Below are 15,599 nucleotides of genomic sequence, written 5' to 3'. Positions count from 1 at the left end.
ATTGATTTCTAGCAGGCCTGTTCAGTTTTATCTGCTTTGATTTCCGAGTTGATACTGAGTTTTTGGTAGACACCTAATGCGACCAGAGCCAGTATGGACGTTGTAAAAAGCAGAGCAGGGTAAAGTAGCAGACGTAGGTCGGTGAGTCCCGCTTTGAAAATGTAGACCAATCCTTCCAAGCCGATTGCGATGATGAGAATCGTGACGATTTTGGTCAGCGTCTTGCGTGCTTCTGCAGGTGACCGCAGTTCACGATCTCGGAATAATTCTTCCTCGGCCAGATATTTGGCGACATCGATGATGGCGATTGCGACAATGGTTGCCCCTATCGCTTGCAGCATGTTTTTGATCATGGATTCTTTAGACCAGAAGTCGCTGATGATCTCCCAGATGGAGTGCAGCATTAAAATTAATGCGATTCCGAACAACATTAAAATGGCAAGAAGGTAGAGAAAGTTTCCGAAAATGGTAAAGAGATCTTTAAGTTGCTTCATGGATAATTTTCCTTTCTGTTTCTTAAATCGTGATGTTCTCATTTACAGCAGGAACTGACTGACATTCATTTCAACAGTTGTTCTTGTATTTCGTCAAGCTTGCTCGGGTTTTCGGATGGCGTTAATGAAGCGGGGTTTTCAACAGGTTTAATGAAATGGCCATGACCTGAGGATCCTCCTCTAATGGCGTCAGTTTGAAACCGAAGCTCTTCGCCAACGTCAGCATCCCCTGATTTTCCGTCAGCACCTCGCCTTCCATCTGGTGCAATCCTTTGGCTTTAGCATGTTTTATCAGGCTTTTCAGCAATAGGGCGCCGACGCCTTGATGTTGATAGTCGTCCCTGACCACAATCGCCATTTCGCAGGAGTGGCCGTCCGGATTAGTGGTGTAACGCGTTACGGCGATTTCAATCGTTTCATGGTTGTCATTTTCAGTCGTTGCAATGAGCGCCATTTCACGGTCGTAATCGATCTGGGTGAAGCGAGACAGCATTTCCGGCGTCAATTTCTGCAAGTTGTTCATGAAGCGCAGGTAACGGCTGCGTTTTGAAAGGTTGTCGACGAAATCGACCTCCATTTTGGCATCTTCCGGGCGGATTGGACGGATCGTCAATTCCAGACCGGTCTGGGTCTGGACGTTCTGAACCAATTCCGCAGGGTAAGGGTGAATTGCCATGTGCTGATAAGGCGCTTGATGGGCGCTCGGGCTTTGCACCAGAATACGCGCATCCACCGCCATGACGCCGTTTTCATCCGCAAACAGGGGATTGATGTCGAGTTCGATGATCTCCGGTAGCTGGGACACCATATCTGAAATGCGTAACAGGACGTCGACGATGGCATCTCGGTTTACTGCCGGCAGACCACGGAAACTGTCGAGCATCTTGGCGACTTTGGTCTGCGAAATCATCTTGTTGGCGATGTAATCGTTCAACGGCGGCAGCGCGACAGTCCGATCTTGTAGTACCTCGACTGCGGTGCCGCCGCTGCCGAAAGTGATGGCCGGACCAAACACTGGGTCGCGCATCACGCCCACGAGCAACTCCCGTGCATGATGTGTCGGGTACATGGGCTCGACAGTAACGCCGAGGATTTTAGCTTTTGGCTGGAGTTCCTGTATGCGTTCCATCATGACGCCGAATTCGTGGCGTACTTCCTGTGCGGTGCGCACATTGAGTTTCACGCCGCCGTTATCGGATTTATGCGTCAGGTCGGGCGAGTTGATCTTCAAGCTGACCGGAAACCCTAAAGATTCGGCCGCCACCATGGCCTGGTTGGCGTTGCCGGCTTCGATTGCTGGCGTGATAGGGATGCCGAAGGCGTGCATCACGGCACGGGTTTCGGTACTGCTTAAAATGCTTCTGTGTTCGGCAAGTGCCGCTTCGATGATCAGGCGAGAGCCGCCAACGTCCGCATGGCTGCAATATTGGTCGGCACTGGCCGGAGTCTGCATCAACAACTGTTGGTTCTGGTGATAGGCGGAGAGGAAGGCAAAAGCTTCTACTGCCGCTTCAGGTGTCCGGAAGGTAGGGATTTGATTGTTTCGGAACAGGGTTCTGGCTTCGTTCACAAGGGTTTCGCCCAACCAGGCGGTGAAAATCGGTTTGCCTTTTGGGTGTTTTTTCGTGAATTCGATCAGCGCTTCGGCAACGGCGGTCGGTTCGGTCATCGCCTGAGGGGTAAGCATCACCAGTATGCCGTCGTAAAGGTCGTTGTTCTGACAGATCTGTAATGCCTGCACGTAGCGTTCCCCTGTGGCGTCACCCAGTATGTCGATGGGGTTACCGTGTGACCAGTGCTTTGGCAGACATTCATCCAAGTCCTTGAGGCTTTGTTCACTCGGTTGTGGCAGTTGGATGCCGAGTTCCGCCGCCCTGTCTGTGGCCATAACGCCAGGCCCGCCGCCGTTGGTCAGTATCGCCAGACGGTTCTTTTTCAGTTTGATGTTGTCGGACAGGGTCTTGGCGGCGGCGAAAAGTTGGGAGATGGTCTGTACCCGGATTGCTCCGGCCCGCGCAATTGCGGAATTGAATACATCGTCTCCGCCGATGAGCGCTCCAGTGTGTGAGAAGGCGGCGCGGTTGCCTTCCGGCATGCGTCCGGATTTCAGCAGGATAACCGGTTTCATGCGCGCAGCCGCTTTCAAGCCGCTAATAAACCCGCGCGCATTGGTGATGCCTTCGATGTAGAGCAGGATGCTGTGGGTCTTGGAGTCGCTGGCGAGGAAGTCGAGGATTTCCCCGAAGTCGATGTCCGCCGCGTCGCCGGTAGAAATCACCTGTGAAAAACCGACGTCATTGGCTTCCGCCCAATCCAATACCGCAGTGCAAAGAGCACCCGATTGCGAGACCAGTGCCAGGTTGCCCGGCTTTGCCTGGTTTTTGCTGAAGGTGGCGTTCAAACCGATTTCGGGTCGAAGTATACCGAGGCAGTTGGGTCCCAGTAGGCGCATGCCGTAAGCGTGTGCGGTTGCAGTGATTTGCTGTTGTAGGCGTTTGCCGGCTTCGTCTTCAAAACCGGCCGACAGAATCACCGCATTGGCCACGCCTTTTTCGCCGCAAGCCTGGATGATCGACGCGATGGTGTGGACCGGCGTGGCGATGACGGCCAGTTCCGGCGTTTCGGGTAATTCTGCAATATTTGGATAGCACGCTTGATTTTGTACTTTGGCGTGTTTAGGATTAATCGGGTAGAGCTTCCCTTTGAATCCGGCTTTGAGCATGTTCTGCAGAGCGTTGGCACCGACCGATTCGGGCCGGTCGCTGGCACCGAAAATCGCCACGCTGTTCGGTTTGAAAAGCTTCGACAAGTAATGCGGACCCATATCAATCACCTATTTGGAGAGTGGCCTGATGAATCTCTATATTACTCATTCTCTGTGTCGTTTGCATGACAATGGCGTTTATCATCCTGAGATGCCCGAACGCATCGGCCGGATTCAGGATCAGCTCATCAGTACCCAGTTGTTCGACTGGTTTTTGCATGCGCAATCAAGAGCGGCTACTGATGAGGAATTGGCGTTGGTTCATGATCCGAGGCTGGCGCCAAAGCTTGAGGAGGCGTTGCCGGAAGAAGGGGTGCGCCAGATCGGCGAGGATGTCTACCTGAGTCCCGATTCCATGGTGGCCGCAAGACATGCCGCCGGTGCAGTGCTGGACGGCATCGACGCGGTTGAAAACGGCAAGGCGAAACGGGTGTTCTGCAATGTCCGCCCACCGGGTCATCATGCTGAATACAACGAACCGAAAGGCTTCTGCCTGTTTAACAATGTGGCAATCGGTGCGGCTTATGCTTTGCAAAAGTACGGTTACGAACGGGTGGCGATTGTTGATTTTGATGTTCATCACGGTAACGGCACCGAGTCCTATGTGCGCCGGGAACCGCGTGTCTGGTTCGGTTCGAGCTTTGAACATCCCCTTTATCCTTACAGCGATCCGGTTTCCGATCTGCCGAACATGGTAAAGATTCCGCTGGCCAAGTTCAGCGACAGCGATGTCTTCCGTGAGCACTGGCTAACGCATGGCTTTCCCGCCTTGAAAGCCTTCAAACCGCAATTGATATTGGTATCCGCCGGGTTCGACGGTCACTTTCTAGACCCTTTGGCGAATCTGCGTCTGCATGAAAACGACTATCGTTGGATTACCGGCGAGATTGTCGCGATCGCGGATGAATTTGCCGAAGGGAAAGTGGTCTCGGTTCTGGAAGGCGGTTACGATCTGGCGGCTTTAAGTATGAGCGCCGCCGAGCATATCAAAGAATTGTTCGGTTTGAATGGTTAAGTAATTGCAAACCTAAACGGACAGTCCTACCTATCTTTTTTGAGAAGCCCTTCGATTGTAGCTTTTGCACTTTAAAGTGAGAGAAGGCTTCCCGTCACTATTTTTGCTTGCCCAAAAATAGTAACCACAAAAAGGGCTCTCCATTCCATAAATCGGCAAGTTCTAAACTTGTTCACTGAAAACGCGGAACTCGTTTCACTCAAACAGCCGCGTTTTTTAACCGTTCACGGCATTAAGAACTTTGCACAATTTATTCCAGGGAGAAGGTGAACAAAACCGTTGTGCACAAACTCGATGCTCAATAATTAAAACCGTAATGATTGTTTAGATGTTCGGTTTATTTTTCGATCTTCGACAGGCGTTCGAGAACCTGTTGTTTGGCAGCATCGAAATCGATGTTTCCAGTCACTTCGTAGACATGGCAATGTTTTAGCAGGGTGTTGTAATCGTTTGCGTCGGGTTGGAAGCCGTTCGGCAGAAATCCATTTGAATCCTTTGCGAAGAAAGGCCCCGGCGTTTTCATGATGGCCGGAAGCAAATCGGTTCTTTCACTGATATCCACTTCACTGACGGACGTCGGCTGTTCGGATTGCGCCTGCCAATTGAGAATAAACAGCGCATCCATCAGCGCTTCGGATTGATAACACTCTGGATGATACAGGTTATGAACCGGCGCGTCGTATTTCTGTTCCAGAGCTCTCAGAGATTCACTCGGCATGGCCAAAAAGTCGGCACGCTCCTGTTCACTGATGAGAGGGTGCAAACGCGGGTTGTGCACAATCGTCCCTGGATTGATACGTGGTTGTTTGGGGATGCCGCGCATGTTTAGGGAGCCGTCAGGATTGATTTTCATCAGAAGACGGTCGTTACTGATGAAATGCTGGCCGTGTTCTAGAAGGTGAAGCATCAGCGTCGACTTGCCCCCGCCGGACAGACCGGCAAATGCCACGCCTTTATGGTCAAACTGCATGGCTGAGGCGTGTCCCAGTAGCCACCCATGACGCAGATGATGGTTCAGGTATTGGGTGAGGATGAAGTTGATGATCTGGCTGCTTCGGTTTTCGGCCGGGCCGAATGCCATCGGTTTCAAAGAAGCTATTGACTCGTCTTTTGGCGGAGCCGGTTGCAGGAACAGCATTCCGGTTTTGACTTTATGCAGTAGGCGTACCGGCTGATTTTGGAATTCTGTGTCGCACACAGCATCTTTACGCCCGGTTTTTCCAGGTTCGCGCTGCCAGTCAATCCAAGGCGTACGTTGGATGTCATCGTGCAGTACACCGGTTTGGTAAACGCAGACGGTTTGCGAGTTCGGGAGTTCGGGTTCATTGCCGGGAATTCGGGCGCACAAGCCGGTGAAATAGTCTTCCAGAATAGCCAGAAGCTCGGTTGAATTACTATGAATTCGGATTGGATGGTCGGTCAGGTTCAGTTGCAAGGCGTCGTTTTGAAGCGGCCACTCTTCCGTCAGTTGTAACAGTTTTTCGAGAAGAGGGTGGCCTGTCGAATACATGCTTATTCCGATTGTTGAAGTTGCTGAACGACGTATTCCGCGTACTGTTTCGCCATGTTGACGCCCAAGCCTTCTTGAGCGCCCTTGAAACCGCCGAACGCCGAGACTTCAAAACAGACCGCGCCTTGATCGGTTTCGGCAATGTCGACCGTGGTGTAGCTGAGGTTGAATTGCGCCTGGGCCCGGCGAGCCATTTCGATGATTTCCTCGCCCGGTTCGACCTTGGCGTACTTGCCGCCTGAATGAATGGTGGTGTTCCAACTCGAGCCGTTACCGACTCGGGCATAGGCGCCTTTGTATTCCCCTCCCAAAAAGATCAGTCCCATGTCATGCCCGGGAAGCTTGAGCTTTTTCTGAATGTAGAAGAATTTATGGATGGTGAAATAATCGCGAAGCTGTTGTTTGAGTTTTTTCTCCGAGGTCTTGCAGGAAAGTATTTCCATTCCGCGTGCCTTGGTTGAAAACAGCGGTTTCAAAACCACCTCGCCGAATCGTTGAACGGCTTGGTAAGCGGCGTCGAGGTCTTCGGTGATGATGGTTTCCGGCATCGGTATCTGGGCTTTGGCCAGAGAGACGGTACAGCTCATGCGGTCAACCAGACGGATGATTTCCGCCGGGTTGGAGAAGATCTGCACGCCGCAACACTCTACGAAACGCAGGATCTCAAGACGGTCCAGGACCATCGGAGAATAAGTCTGGGAGATTTTCTTAATGATAATGGCGTCGAATTCACACAGGATGTGATCCTTATATCGTACTTCCGGAACCGAAAGGTCTGCGACCACGTCTTCAATGTCGATGACGCAGCGGAATCCGGTCAAGGCCTCGATTTCATCGGCCAGTATTTCAGTTGACCATTTGCCTGGTATTCCGACAACGCCGATTTTCAGTTCGGATAATGGCTTACTCACGGAAGATTTCCTTTGAAATTCGATAGGTTTCATATTGTTTCGGTTTCAGTTTGATCACTTGTTGCAGCAGGTAGCGGCCGCGGTAGTGCATGGCCTTGGCGTGATCCGTATCCAGTACGAATCGCGTCGAACTCAGGAATGAGCGTGCCAAGCCAAGTGCCATTCTCAGGTGGTAAGTTTCATCGCCGACCTGCTGCGCATAACGTTCGCCGAACTCATAGATCCCCTGCATGGAAAGCGCGATCAGCTTGCGGACGTCAGGATCGAAATTCACCATACGGAAGTTGGAGACCATGAACACCGATAAATCCTGAACGTAATCCGAATATTCAGAGCGGTGCAGATCGATAAAGCTGATCTGTTTTTCAAGCGGATCGTAGATAATGTTGTCGATATTGAAGTCGCCGTGGATGTAGACGCTTTTAGGCGGTTTCAACCGGGCTTCCAGTTTGGCCGCTTTTTTGATCAAGGACTCCAGAGAAACTTGTTCGACATCACCGACCTTGAATCCGCTGAGATCGAAATCCGGATGCACTCTGTAGACGTCATTGAGGCGCTTGTAGAGCTGCCCCATGAAGTCGGCCGAGTGCCGATCCTTGATTTGGGTTTCATCCCAGATTTCAAGCAGCAGCGAGAAGAGTTTGTTCAGGCCCGCTTCCAGATTCGTGCGGTCGAGGTTGCTGATGAACTGGTCGAAGGTTTCACCGGTCACATATTCATATAGCAGGGCGGCTTTGTTGCCGCTCTTGTGATAGGAGTACACCTTGGGAGCGATACCCGGGAATTTTTTGTTCCAGCTTTCGATCCCTTTTTTCTCTTCCAGCAGTTTCTGCTTCTTGCCTTCTTTGAAGATTGCCAGCAACTCGTCGTCGGTTGGATCATTACTGCTGGAAACCCCGGAAATGGTGCAGCCGGATTTGGTTTCCGCAACGCTCGTGATAGAGAAGTGAGGCGCGTTCGGATCAAGATCCAACGCGCTGACGGTTTCGGTCAAGGAGTGGTAACGTTCCAGCTTGATGCTTTGTCCGAGGTTGGCGGAGAGAATCGATTCACCGATACGCAACAAGGCTTCGCCAAGCTGATTGATGTCCTTGATGATAAAGCTGGCGTCCATCAGAGCTTTGGTTTGTTGACCTCTCTTGAGACGGAGCTGGTATTTCTCTAATTGTTCCTGACAGAGTTTGGAAATGCGAAGCTGTAGGCGGCAGATGTCTACGGCGGCCTGAGAAGTGTCCAGCAGCATCGCGGGTTCGATTAGTTCCAGCCCGCTTCTTAAGGTGTCTAAGGCTTTGAATAAATTAGGCTTCTGAATCAGCTTCAGACTGCTTAGGTTCATCGCCTGATAGGCGACGGTTTCCAATTGTCTAGACAGTTCTTTAAGGCTGTGGGCGAGGTGTTGATAGCTTTGCACCAGTATCTGCGATTCGCCGTTTTCACTGTATAGCGGTTGGTTGACCAGGTATTCGGTGCTGCGGTTGAGCAGGCTGAGTTGGTAGTTGTCGATGTAGTCGACTCGGCCCAGGCTTTTTTCGGCTTGTGCACGTTCACCGGTTTCCAGAAACGATTCGACAGCCTGAAGCTGCTTATGCACCTCAATGATCAGGAAGCGTAAGGAATCGAAAAGTTCAGCCGGTGTATTCATTGGAGGCGTAATCAGTCCGCTTTTTGGGCATCAATGAACAGAGGTGTTTCGTCGAATTCCGAATCGGTATCGGACGAGGACCAGCTCAGTTTGATGGTTAGGCTTTGGGATTTCTTGCCCTGCGTCGCCTTGATTTTCAGCTGCGCAAGGGTTTCCGGTGTGAGGGTTAATTCGTCTTCATCATCTGACAGGACGATTTCGCCTTTTTTGAAGCCGCGCATGACTGCTTTCAGATAGCTGGCGATCGCGTCTTTGTCCTGTAGGGACTCGTGTACGAATTCTTGAGTTTTCTTAGCCATGGTGAATGAACTCATAATGTCTCAATGTGGGTTAAGTAGTATAACGCGAAAGCACGGGGCTTCGCGATCAATGTGGTTTAAAAACCATGAAAAATTTGTGACGAGAAAAAGACGAAACCGTCATAAAACCTCTTGTCATTTTCATGGCGCCGGTGGATCAGGAAATACTTGGAAAACCGATTTACGCTTTTTTCAGGTGCTTCGGGTGGAACATTTTGGCTTTCGGAATGTCACTGCTCATCGCCGAAACCAGACCATTGGCGAAAAAGATGGTGCTGGAATAACCGAGTGTCGATATTTTGTTCTTTTTACGACAGTTTTCGTTCAGCTGGGTGTCGCATTCAAAATTCAATAATCCATTACGGATGAAAAGCTGCTGTCCGTTCTTGTGGCTGCGATGACCGTTGACCAGCGCGTAGATGCCAGCCTGTTTCAAGGCCTGTGTACCTTTGACGGTCAATGGCTTGTCGGACGCCCGGTATTTAGTGCGGAAGACGTTTCCGAATTCGCTGTAGTAGATTTCGAATAGCTTGCCATGATCAAGTTGTTGTTGGAAATCGCGGTTAAGGCGGTCGGCCGATTCAAGAGCCACTCTTTGTGCGATGCTATCGTCCAGCCCGGCATGGCAGAACAGGTAACTGCCGGAACGGTGTAGTAGTTTGATTTCTTTAAAGAACCAACTGAATTCACCTTGGGGGTCGATGAACAGTTCACGCGCTTTCTCGACGGCTTGATAGACCTGGATTAGATTCAATCCGTGTTTGTGGCAAGCGTCCAGAAAATCCTGCTGTTTGAAGCGAATCTGTTTGATCTCTTTTTGAATTTTCTCTTCGGTCATGAATGAACGGGCGTGTTCCGGAAAACGCTCAAACCATTCTTCATTTGGGAAGAGTTTGTCGATGATTTCGTTTTCGTCCAGCGTGATCGTTGACTCGTTCTGACAATATTGACGATGAATTTCCGCAAACAGCGCAGCGGTTTTACGTCCCATGCGGGTGAAAAAATGGCTCTGGAAAGGGTCCTGTTTTAAGTCCAAAGCCGACAGGCCTGCGTAAACCCGGATGTCATGATTCCCGGCGAGCAGAACCAGGTCGGCATGCTGTTCACGCAACAGGCTTAGGAGTCTGAACAGTGCCAGATTGCTCGGCCCCTTGTCGAAGCAGTCGCCTCCGATGACGATCTGGGCATGTTGTCCCTGAGTGGTCAGGGTGATATCGTCCAGACGGCTGTCGGTGGTGACTAAGAAACTGGCTTGCAGGGAACGCAGGAACGCCGCTGCATCAGCATGCAGGTCACAGAAGAAGTAGATGTCTTTATTCGGAAACTGCCATTGGTTGACGGGTAAGTGAACCGTCTCGTCCGTTGTCCAGGGAATGATGTCTGCGGTATACATATTGGTTGCCCTTTAATCCAGTGACTCTTCAAAGTGGTGTTGGGAAGCTTGTTGGCGGACTTTCCAGTCTCCGGCAACCTTTCTCCAAGCCGGGGTCTCGTGAGGGTGGTATTCGAAAAACACCGGCACCCCGTAGTACATTGACAGGCCGCGAATCTCTTCGCGCTCCAGAACGCCCAGAATGTGGGCGGCATGGCGGAAGCTGGCCCCGTGTCCGACCATGATTTTCAAGGTGTTGTAACCGGCGTTTTCGGAGAGTTCGGAAAAGGTCTGGGTGATTTCGTCCGCTACTCTCTGTCCGGCTTGCATCAGGGATTCGGCGCCTTCGAAAGGTAACTTGTAATCGCTATCCGACTTCCATTGTTTTGGCGGATTCGGATAGCGTGGGTCTTCTTCCAGAATGGCTTCAATCTCGGAAACGGTCAGGTTGGCAGCCGCACCGACGGAGCGTTCCACCAGTTTGGCCGTTTGTCTGATTTGATAAGGAATTTGCAGTCCTTGCGCGATGTAGTCGGCGGTCTGCCAAGCTCTAAGTAATGTCGAGCTGACGACGGTCGGATCGATTTCGCAATCGTATTCTTCGGCAAATTGCTGGATCCGGATCGCGGACTCAAAGGCCTGTTCGCAGCCCAGATTGGTCAAACCATAGGGTTGCAGGGCACTGGGTACCTGATCTTTCTGTTGGTAATCGCCGTGACGGACAAAGGCGAGATAGAGGCGTGGCTGTTTCATGCGGCCTATGGTAAATAGGCAACTTTAAAGACTTGTGATGAATAAATGACAGTTTTTTAACAGATACGTCGTAAGGGGGAGGGGGAATAAATGAAAAGGCCTGTTGAAAACGCGGTGCTTTCAACAGGCCTGTTCAGAATGTTTTTGAAATAAAGCGGGTTCGACGATTACAGCGAGAAGTCGCTGAAGTCTTGTGAATCCACTTTTGAGTCGACTTGACCGACCAGGTAGGAGCTGATTTCCGACTCCTGAGGCGCAACCTGGACGTTGTCGCTGACCAGCCAGTTGTTCATCCAAGGAAGCGGGTTGCTCTTACTCTCGAAGATCGGTTCCAGTTTGATCGCTCTCAGACGGACGTTAGTGATGTATTCCACGTAGTCTTTCAGGATGCCGGCGTTCAAACCGATCATCGAACCGTCTTTGAACAAATATTCGGCCCACTGTTTTTCCTGTTCCGCGGCTTGGCGGAAGATGTCGTAGGTGGTTTCCAGCTGTTCTTTGGCGATCTCGGCCATTTCAGGGTCGTCCTTGCCTTCCGTCATCAGGGTGATCATGTTCTGGGTTCCTGAAAGGTGCAGAGCCTCGTCGCGGGCGATCAGTTTGATGACCTTGGCGTTCCCTTCCATCAACGAGCGTTCGGCGAACGAGAAGCTACAGGCGAACGATACGTAGAAACGGATCGCTTCAAGTACGTTGACGGAAACGATCGTCAGGTACAGGGCAGTCTTGATCTTCTTACGGAATTCGTCGTCCTTCGCCAGATCGATCTGGTTGGCGTACATGTGGTTGGTCAGGGCGATCAGTTCGTCGTAATATTCGGTCACGCTCACCGCACGTTTGACGATTTCGTCGTTGGTGACGATGTCGTCGAACACCACCGACGGATCGGCGACGATGTTACGGATGATGTGGGTGTACGAACGGCTGTGGATGGTTTCCGAAAAGGCCCAGGTTTCAATCCAGGTCTCCAGTTCGGGAATGGATACCAACGGCAGAAGGGCGACGTTTGGAGAACGGCCCTGTACTGAATCCAGAAGAGTCTGGTATTTCAGATTGCTGATGAAAATGTGCTGTTCGTTGGCCGGAAGATCCGAGTATTCGGTACGGTCGCTGGAAAGGTCAACCTCTTCAGGACGCCAGAAGAAGCTGAGTTGTTTCTCGATTAATTTTTCAAAAAAAGGATATTTTTGCTGATCGTAACGCGCTACGTTTACATTTTGTCCAAAAAACATCGGCTCTTTTAGTACGTTATTTTGTGAGCGACAAAAGGTTGAGTAGGTATGTTGGTCTTTACAGCTCATGTATGCTTTTCCTGAAAATGAATTAAACAACTAATCGGGCTATTTTATACATAAACCTTTGAAACGAAAACCATTAAATTAGCCCGAATGGAAGCGAATTTTTCAAACCGTTGCGAACATCGGCAAACAACCGCCAATGGACTTGTAGTTCGTCCAAATGGCGTTTGTTGGATGGAAGTTTTTCGGGTGTCAGACTTCGCCCATCACCATGGCTTCAAGCGTTTCCCAGCGTTCGAAAGCGGCTTCAAGTTCAGCCTCCTTGTCCGCCAGCTGTTTCAGGGTTTCCTGAACCGTCGCTTCGTCCTGTTGGTAGAAATCCGGTTGGTTCATGGTTTCGCCCAGGCTTTCCAGTGCCTGTTCGAGCTCTTCGATCAAACCGGGCAGGGCGTCGTATTCGCGCTGGTCTTTGTAGCTAAGCTTTTTCGGTTTCTGCTGAGCGGTTTTGGTTTCGGCAGGCCTGTCGGTTTTTTCAGCCGTTTTTTCTTCGGCTTTTTCTGTCTTGTCGCTCTCCGTCAGGTTTGAGAAATCCGGACGCTGGCGAATCCAGTCGTCGTAACCGCCGACGTATTCGTTGACGATGCCGGGGGCGTCGAAGACGATCGAGCTGGTGACCACATTGTTGAGGAACGCTCGGTCGTGGCTGACGATAAGAACCGTGCCTTTGTATTCCATCAGAATCTCTTCAAGCAGTTCGAGTGTTTCGACATCGAGGTCGTTAGTCGGCTCATCCAGTACCAGCAGGTTGGACGGCTTGGCGAACACACGCGCCAACAACAGACGGTTGCGCTCACCGCCGGACAGGGCACTGACCGGCTGGCGGGCACGATCCGGGCTGAACAGGAAGTCGCCCAGATAGCCGATGATGTGTTTGCGTACGCCGTTGATCTCGACGTAATCGCTCTCTTCAATCACACTTTCGGCCACCGTGCGATTTTCGTCAAGCTGGGCGCGGTGCTGGTCGAAATAGGCAATGTCGATGTTGGTGCCGAGTTTGACCGTTCCGTGAGTCGGTTGCAGTTTGCCCAGAATCAGTGATAGCAAAGTGGATTTACCGCAGCCGTTTTCCCCGATGATCCCGACCTTGTCGCCACGCATGATGGTGGTAGAGAAATCGGTGACAATAATACGGTTTTCGAAGTTGAAACTGAGGTCTTTGATTTCGATGACCTGTTTGCCGGATGTGGCGGTCTTGTTCAGTTGCAGGTTGGCCTTGCCTTGCTGGCTGCGGCGAGCCTGGTGTTCGGAGCGCAGCTTTTCCAAAGCACGGACACGCCCTTCGTTACGGGTGCGGCGGGCTTTGATGCCCTGACGAATCCAGGCTTCTTCCTGAGCCAGTTTCTTGTCGAATTCGGCGTTCTGTTTGGCTTCGGCTTCCAGCTGTTCGGCTTTGCGTTGCAGATAGGTGTGGTAGTCACACTCCCAATTGGACAGTTTTCCGCGATCCAGCTCGACTATGCGAGTCGCCAACGCTTGCAGGAAGGCACGGTCGTGGGTGATAAACACCAGGCTGCAACGGATGGTCTTCAAAAAGCCTTCAAGCCATTGAATCGACGGAATGTCCAAGTGGTTGGTCGGTTCGTCCAGTAGCAGAATGTCCGGTTCCTGAACCAGGGCTTTGGCCAGTAAAACACGACGCTTCATACCGCCGGAAAGGTTGGAGAATTCCGCTTCGCCCGGCAGACCGAGTTTGGAGATGATGGTTTCGACTCTTTGTTTCAATTCCCAGCCGTTCTGATTGTCGATCTGCTGTTGGACGTCGGTGAATTCTTTCATCAACTCTTCGGAATAATCGGTTTCCATCTGTAGGCTGATCTGGTGAAAACGTTCGATCAATGGTCCGGCGTTACCGAGTCCGCTGGAGATAACATGGAATACGCTGCCTTTGGTGTCGTGCGGGACTTCTTGTTGAAGTTTGGCGATTTTGACGCCGTCCTGAAGGATTCGGCTGCCGCCGTCGGCTTGAATCGCGCCTTCGATGACCTTTAATAAGGTGGATTTACCTTCACCGTTACGTCCGACAATACAGACGCGTTCGTTCGGTTCGATTTGCAGGCTGGCCTGGTTTAACAGAGGCGCGGCGCCAAAACTTAAGGTGATGTCTCGTAAAAAAAGCAGTGCCATTGAAATCCTTAGTGACTCTTTGAAGTCGGGGTTGAAAACGAATCGGTAAATTATAAACGCTGTGAGGATTTTTAGCAGTTTTGTTCCACTGCCAAAATCAGATTGTCGCTGGAGTTGATGTTGTAGCGGTTTTGACTCAATCCCTTGTTGCTGGAAACCAGGTTTTGCCAGTGGTTCAGCACTTGGCCGCTCTCTTTGGTGGGCGCCGGTTTTTTTTGGGTGGCGTTTTCGCTCTGTTTGTTCCAGAGATTAAAAATCAACAGGCCTGTCGGGTTGAGCTGTTTGAGCAGGTTTTTCTGAAAGTCTTCTTCACTGAATTCAGCCGGAATACCGTGGCTGTCGAACAGGTCGACGATGACGGCGTCGAAGCCGTAGTCGTTTTCGGCGACGAATTCCAGTGCATCGCCTTGAACGGTTTCGATTTCCGGCTCGTCCGGCAGTTGGAAAAAACGGTAGGCGCAGTCGATTACGGCTTGGCGTAGCTCCACTACGGTCATCTGCAGGTTGGGCAGGGTGTGATAAAGGTGGTGCGCCATGCTGCCGCCGCCCAGTCCGAGCATCAGTACGCGGAACGGCTTTTCGGGATCGTTGAAAGGCGGTTTTTCGGCGAACTTCAAGAGCAGGTCGATGATCTTTTGCTGGTATTCGAAGTTCAGGGTCATTGGCGCATTCAGAAAGAAACAGCTCTGTTCCACCGGAGAATCGAAATAGAGTTTGCGGGTGGAACGGTTCTCTACCACTTTGATCGTGCCGAATTCGTCTTCGGTGCTGAATATGGTGAAGCCGTTATACATAAGTGTGGCCGTTTAAGGTTGCCGTCATAGTCCTGCCCACCAGAGGCGAAGGCGTAGGCCGAGTTCGGTGGTGAAACCGACTTCGACAAATTGGATTTCGCCGTTGGAATCGACAATGAAATCCGCCGGAACGGCTTTGGCACCGAAGTGTTTTAGGATTTGGCCGTCAAGGTCGTTGACGATGATCTGCGGTTTCATGTCGTTCTGTTTGGCGTAGCTTAAGAGTTGTTCGTCGTCGCCCGACTGGGTGGCGATGTTGATGACCGGATAGTCGTCAGAGATGGATTCGATGCCGCCTTTGGTAACGCCGCAGATCGGACACCAGGTCGCCCAGATATGGATCAGGGTCGGGCGGTCGATGGATTTGAGGTCGATGGTTTCGCCGGTGATGGTCTGCATCTGCAGGGCCGGTACCGATCCTTCTACCACTTCACCCTGCATGAATGGTCGGATGCTCAGATAGACCAATACGAAGATCACAACCGTCATGAGGTTTTTGAACCAGCCCTTTTTCCACAAAGGGAGTTTAGGGGGCGTTGATTGGTTTTCCGCGGGTTGTTCCATTAGTGATTCGCCTCTGTCCGATTTCGAATTTTGGGTGGTAGATGCTATGATTGCGCCCA

The 15,599-nt window shown here is 51.3% G+C and carries 13 protein-coding genes; 1 reads left to right on the top strand and 12 read right to left on the bottom strand.

Going from position 1 to position 15,599, the window contains the following annotated elements:
* Nucleotides 1–8 precede the first annotated feature (8 nt).
* Nucleotides 9–494 carry a hypothetical protein gene (locus QCB45_RS05215; RefSeq protein ID WP_279419791.1) on the bottom strand — a complete coding sequence of 162 codons (486 nt, stop codon included), beginning with the start codon at nucleotides 492–494 and terminating at the stop codon, nucleotides 9–11.
* Nucleotides 495–615: 121 nt separating this feature from the next.
* The gene (locus QCB45_RS05210; protein ID WP_279419790.1) at nucleotides 616–3,318 is read right to left on the bottom strand and encodes a bifunctional acetate--CoA ligase family protein/GNAT family N-acetyltransferase; all 2,703 of its coding nucleotides are present in this window, start codon (nucleotides 3,316–3,318) and stop codon (nucleotides 616–618) included.
* Between the two features lie 28 nt (nucleotides 3,319–3,346).
* Here QCB45_RS05210 and QCB45_RS05205 point away from each other — a divergent pair, with 28 nt between their 5' ends.
* Nucleotides 3,347–4,273 carry a histone deacetylase family protein gene (locus QCB45_RS05205; RefSeq protein ID WP_279419789.1) on the top strand — a complete coding sequence of 309 codons (927 nt, stop codon included), beginning with the start codon at nucleotides 3,347–3,349 and terminating at the stop codon, nucleotides 4,271–4,273.
* Nucleotides 4,274–4,610: 337 nt separating this feature from the next.
* On the opposite strand, the gene QCB45_RS05200 is transcribed toward QCB45_RS05205, so the two are convergent.
* The 10 genes from QCB45_RS05200 to QCB45_RS05155 form a co-directional block, all read right to left on the bottom strand.
* On the bottom strand, nucleotides 4,611–5,783 hold the full coding sequence (locus QCB45_RS05200) for an HprK-related kinase B (RefSeq protein ID WP_279419788.1): 1,173 nt from the start codon (nucleotides 5,781–5,783) through the stop codon (nucleotides 4,611–4,613).
* 2 nt (nucleotides 5,784–5,785) lie between these two features.
* Nucleotides 5,786–6,694 carry a GAK system ATP-grasp enzyme gene (locus QCB45_RS05195; protein ID WP_279419787.1) on the bottom strand — a complete coding sequence of 303 codons (909 nt, stop codon included), beginning with the start codon at nucleotides 6,692–6,694 and terminating at the stop codon, nucleotides 5,786–5,788.
* Nucleotides 6,687–8,336, bottom strand: a complete 1,650-nt coding sequence (locus QCB45_RS05190) for an aminoglycoside phosphotransferase family protein (RefSeq protein ID WP_279419786.1) — start codon at nucleotides 8,334–8,336, stop codon at nucleotides 6,687–6,689. Before QCB45_RS05190 ends, QCB45_RS05195 begins: the two co-directional genes overlap by 8 nt.
* Before the next feature lie 11 nt (nucleotides 8,337–8,347).
* Nucleotides 8,348–8,650: an amphi-Trp domain-containing protein gene (locus QCB45_RS05185; protein ID WP_279419785.1), complete on the bottom strand. Its 303-nt coding sequence runs from the start codon at nucleotides 8,648–8,650 to the stop codon at nucleotides 8,348–8,350.
* A gap of 166 nt (nucleotides 8,651–8,816) precedes the next feature.
* Nucleotides 8,817–10,028: a metallophosphoesterase gene (locus QCB45_RS05180; protein WP_279419784.1), complete on the bottom strand. Its 1,212-nt coding sequence runs from the start codon at nucleotides 10,026–10,028 to the stop codon at nucleotides 8,817–8,819.
* Nucleotides 10,029–10,040: 12 nt separating this feature from the next.
* Nucleotides 10,041–10,760 carry a histidine phosphatase family protein gene (locus QCB45_RS05175; protein ID WP_279419783.1) on the bottom strand — a complete coding sequence of 240 codons (720 nt, stop codon included), beginning with the start codon at nucleotides 10,758–10,760 and terminating at the stop codon, nucleotides 10,041–10,043.
* A gap of 167 nt (nucleotides 10,761–10,927) precedes the next feature.
* A complete protein-coding gene (gene nrdB / locus QCB45_RS05170; RefSeq protein WP_279419782.1) occupies nucleotides 10,928–12,061 on the bottom strand; it encodes a class Ia ribonucleoside-diphosphate reductase subunit beta in 1,134 nt (377 codons plus the stop codon).
* Nucleotides 12,062–12,250: 189 nt separating this feature from the next.
* A complete protein-coding gene (locus QCB45_RS05165; protein ID WP_279419781.1) occupies nucleotides 12,251–14,182 on the bottom strand; it encodes an ATP-binding cassette domain-containing protein in 1,932 nt (643 codons plus the stop codon).
* Nucleotides 14,183–14,253: 71 nt separating this feature from the next.
* A complete protein-coding gene (locus tag QCB45_RS05160; RefSeq protein WP_279419780.1) occupies nucleotides 14,254–14,976 on the bottom strand; it encodes a fused MFS/spermidine synthase in 723 nt (240 codons plus the stop codon).
* 24 nt (nucleotides 14,977–15,000) lie between these two features.
* Nucleotides 15,001–15,540, bottom strand: a complete 540-nt coding sequence (locus tag QCB45_RS05155; RefSeq protein ID WP_279419779.1) for a protein disulfide oxidoreductase — start codon at nucleotides 15,538–15,540, stop codon at nucleotides 15,001–15,003.
* Nucleotides 15,541–15,599 lie beyond the last annotated feature (59 nt).

Origin of the sequence: Thiomicrorhabdus sp. ZW0627 (assembly GCF_029767005.1) — a bacterium.
Lineage (GTDB): Bacteria > Pseudomonadota > Gammaproteobacteria > Thiomicrospirales > Thiomicrospiraceae > Thiomicrorhabdus.
The sequence above is the reverse complement of the archived record's forward strand: the minus strand, read 5'-3'. Positions and strand labels throughout refer to the sequence as shown.

Coding starts and splice junctions, on each gene's coding strand:
- nrdB (WP_279419782.1), bottom strand. CDS start 12,061: ATGAGCTGTAAAGACCAACATACCTACTCAACCTTTTGTCGCTCACAA.
- QCB45_RS05180 (WP_279419784.1), bottom strand. CDS start 10,028: ATGTATACCGCAGACATCATTCCCTGGACAACGGACGAGACGGTTCAC.
- QCB45_RS05205 (WP_279419789.1), top strand. CDS start 3,347: ATGAATCTCTATATTACTCATTCTCTGTGTCGTTTGCATGACAATGGC.
- QCB45_RS05160 (WP_279419780.1), bottom strand. CDS start 14,976: ATGTATAACGGCTTCACCATATTCAGCACCGAAGACGAATTCGGCACG.
- QCB45_RS05200 (WP_279419788.1), bottom strand. CDS start 5,783: ATGTATTCGACAGGCCACCCTCTTCTCGAAAAACTGTTACAACTGACG.
- QCB45_RS05185 (WP_279419785.1), bottom strand. CDS start 8,650: ATGAGTTCATTCACCATGGCTAAGAAAACTCAAGAATTCGTACACGAG.
- QCB45_RS05175 (WP_279419783.1), bottom strand. CDS start 10,760: ATGAAACAGCCACGCCTCTATCTCGCCTTTGTCCGTCACGGCGATTAC.
- QCB45_RS05190 (WP_279419786.1), bottom strand. CDS start 8,336: ATGAATACACCGGCTGAACTTTTCGATTCCTTACGCTTCCTGATCATT.
- QCB45_RS05210 (WP_279419790.1), bottom strand. CDS start 3,318: ATGGGTCCGCATTACTTGTCGAAGCTTTTCAAACCGAACAGCGTGGCG.
- QCB45_RS05155 (WP_279419779.1), bottom strand. CDS start 15,540: ATGGAACAACCCGCGGAAAACCAATCAACGCCCCCTAAACTCCCTTTG.
- QCB45_RS05215 (WP_279419791.1), bottom strand. CDS start 494: ATGAAGCAACTTAAAGATCTCTTTACCATTTTCGGAAACTTTCTCTAC.
- QCB45_RS05165 (WP_279419781.1), bottom strand. CDS start 14,182: ATGGCACTGCTTTTTTTACGAGACATCACCTTAAGTTTTGGCGCCGCG.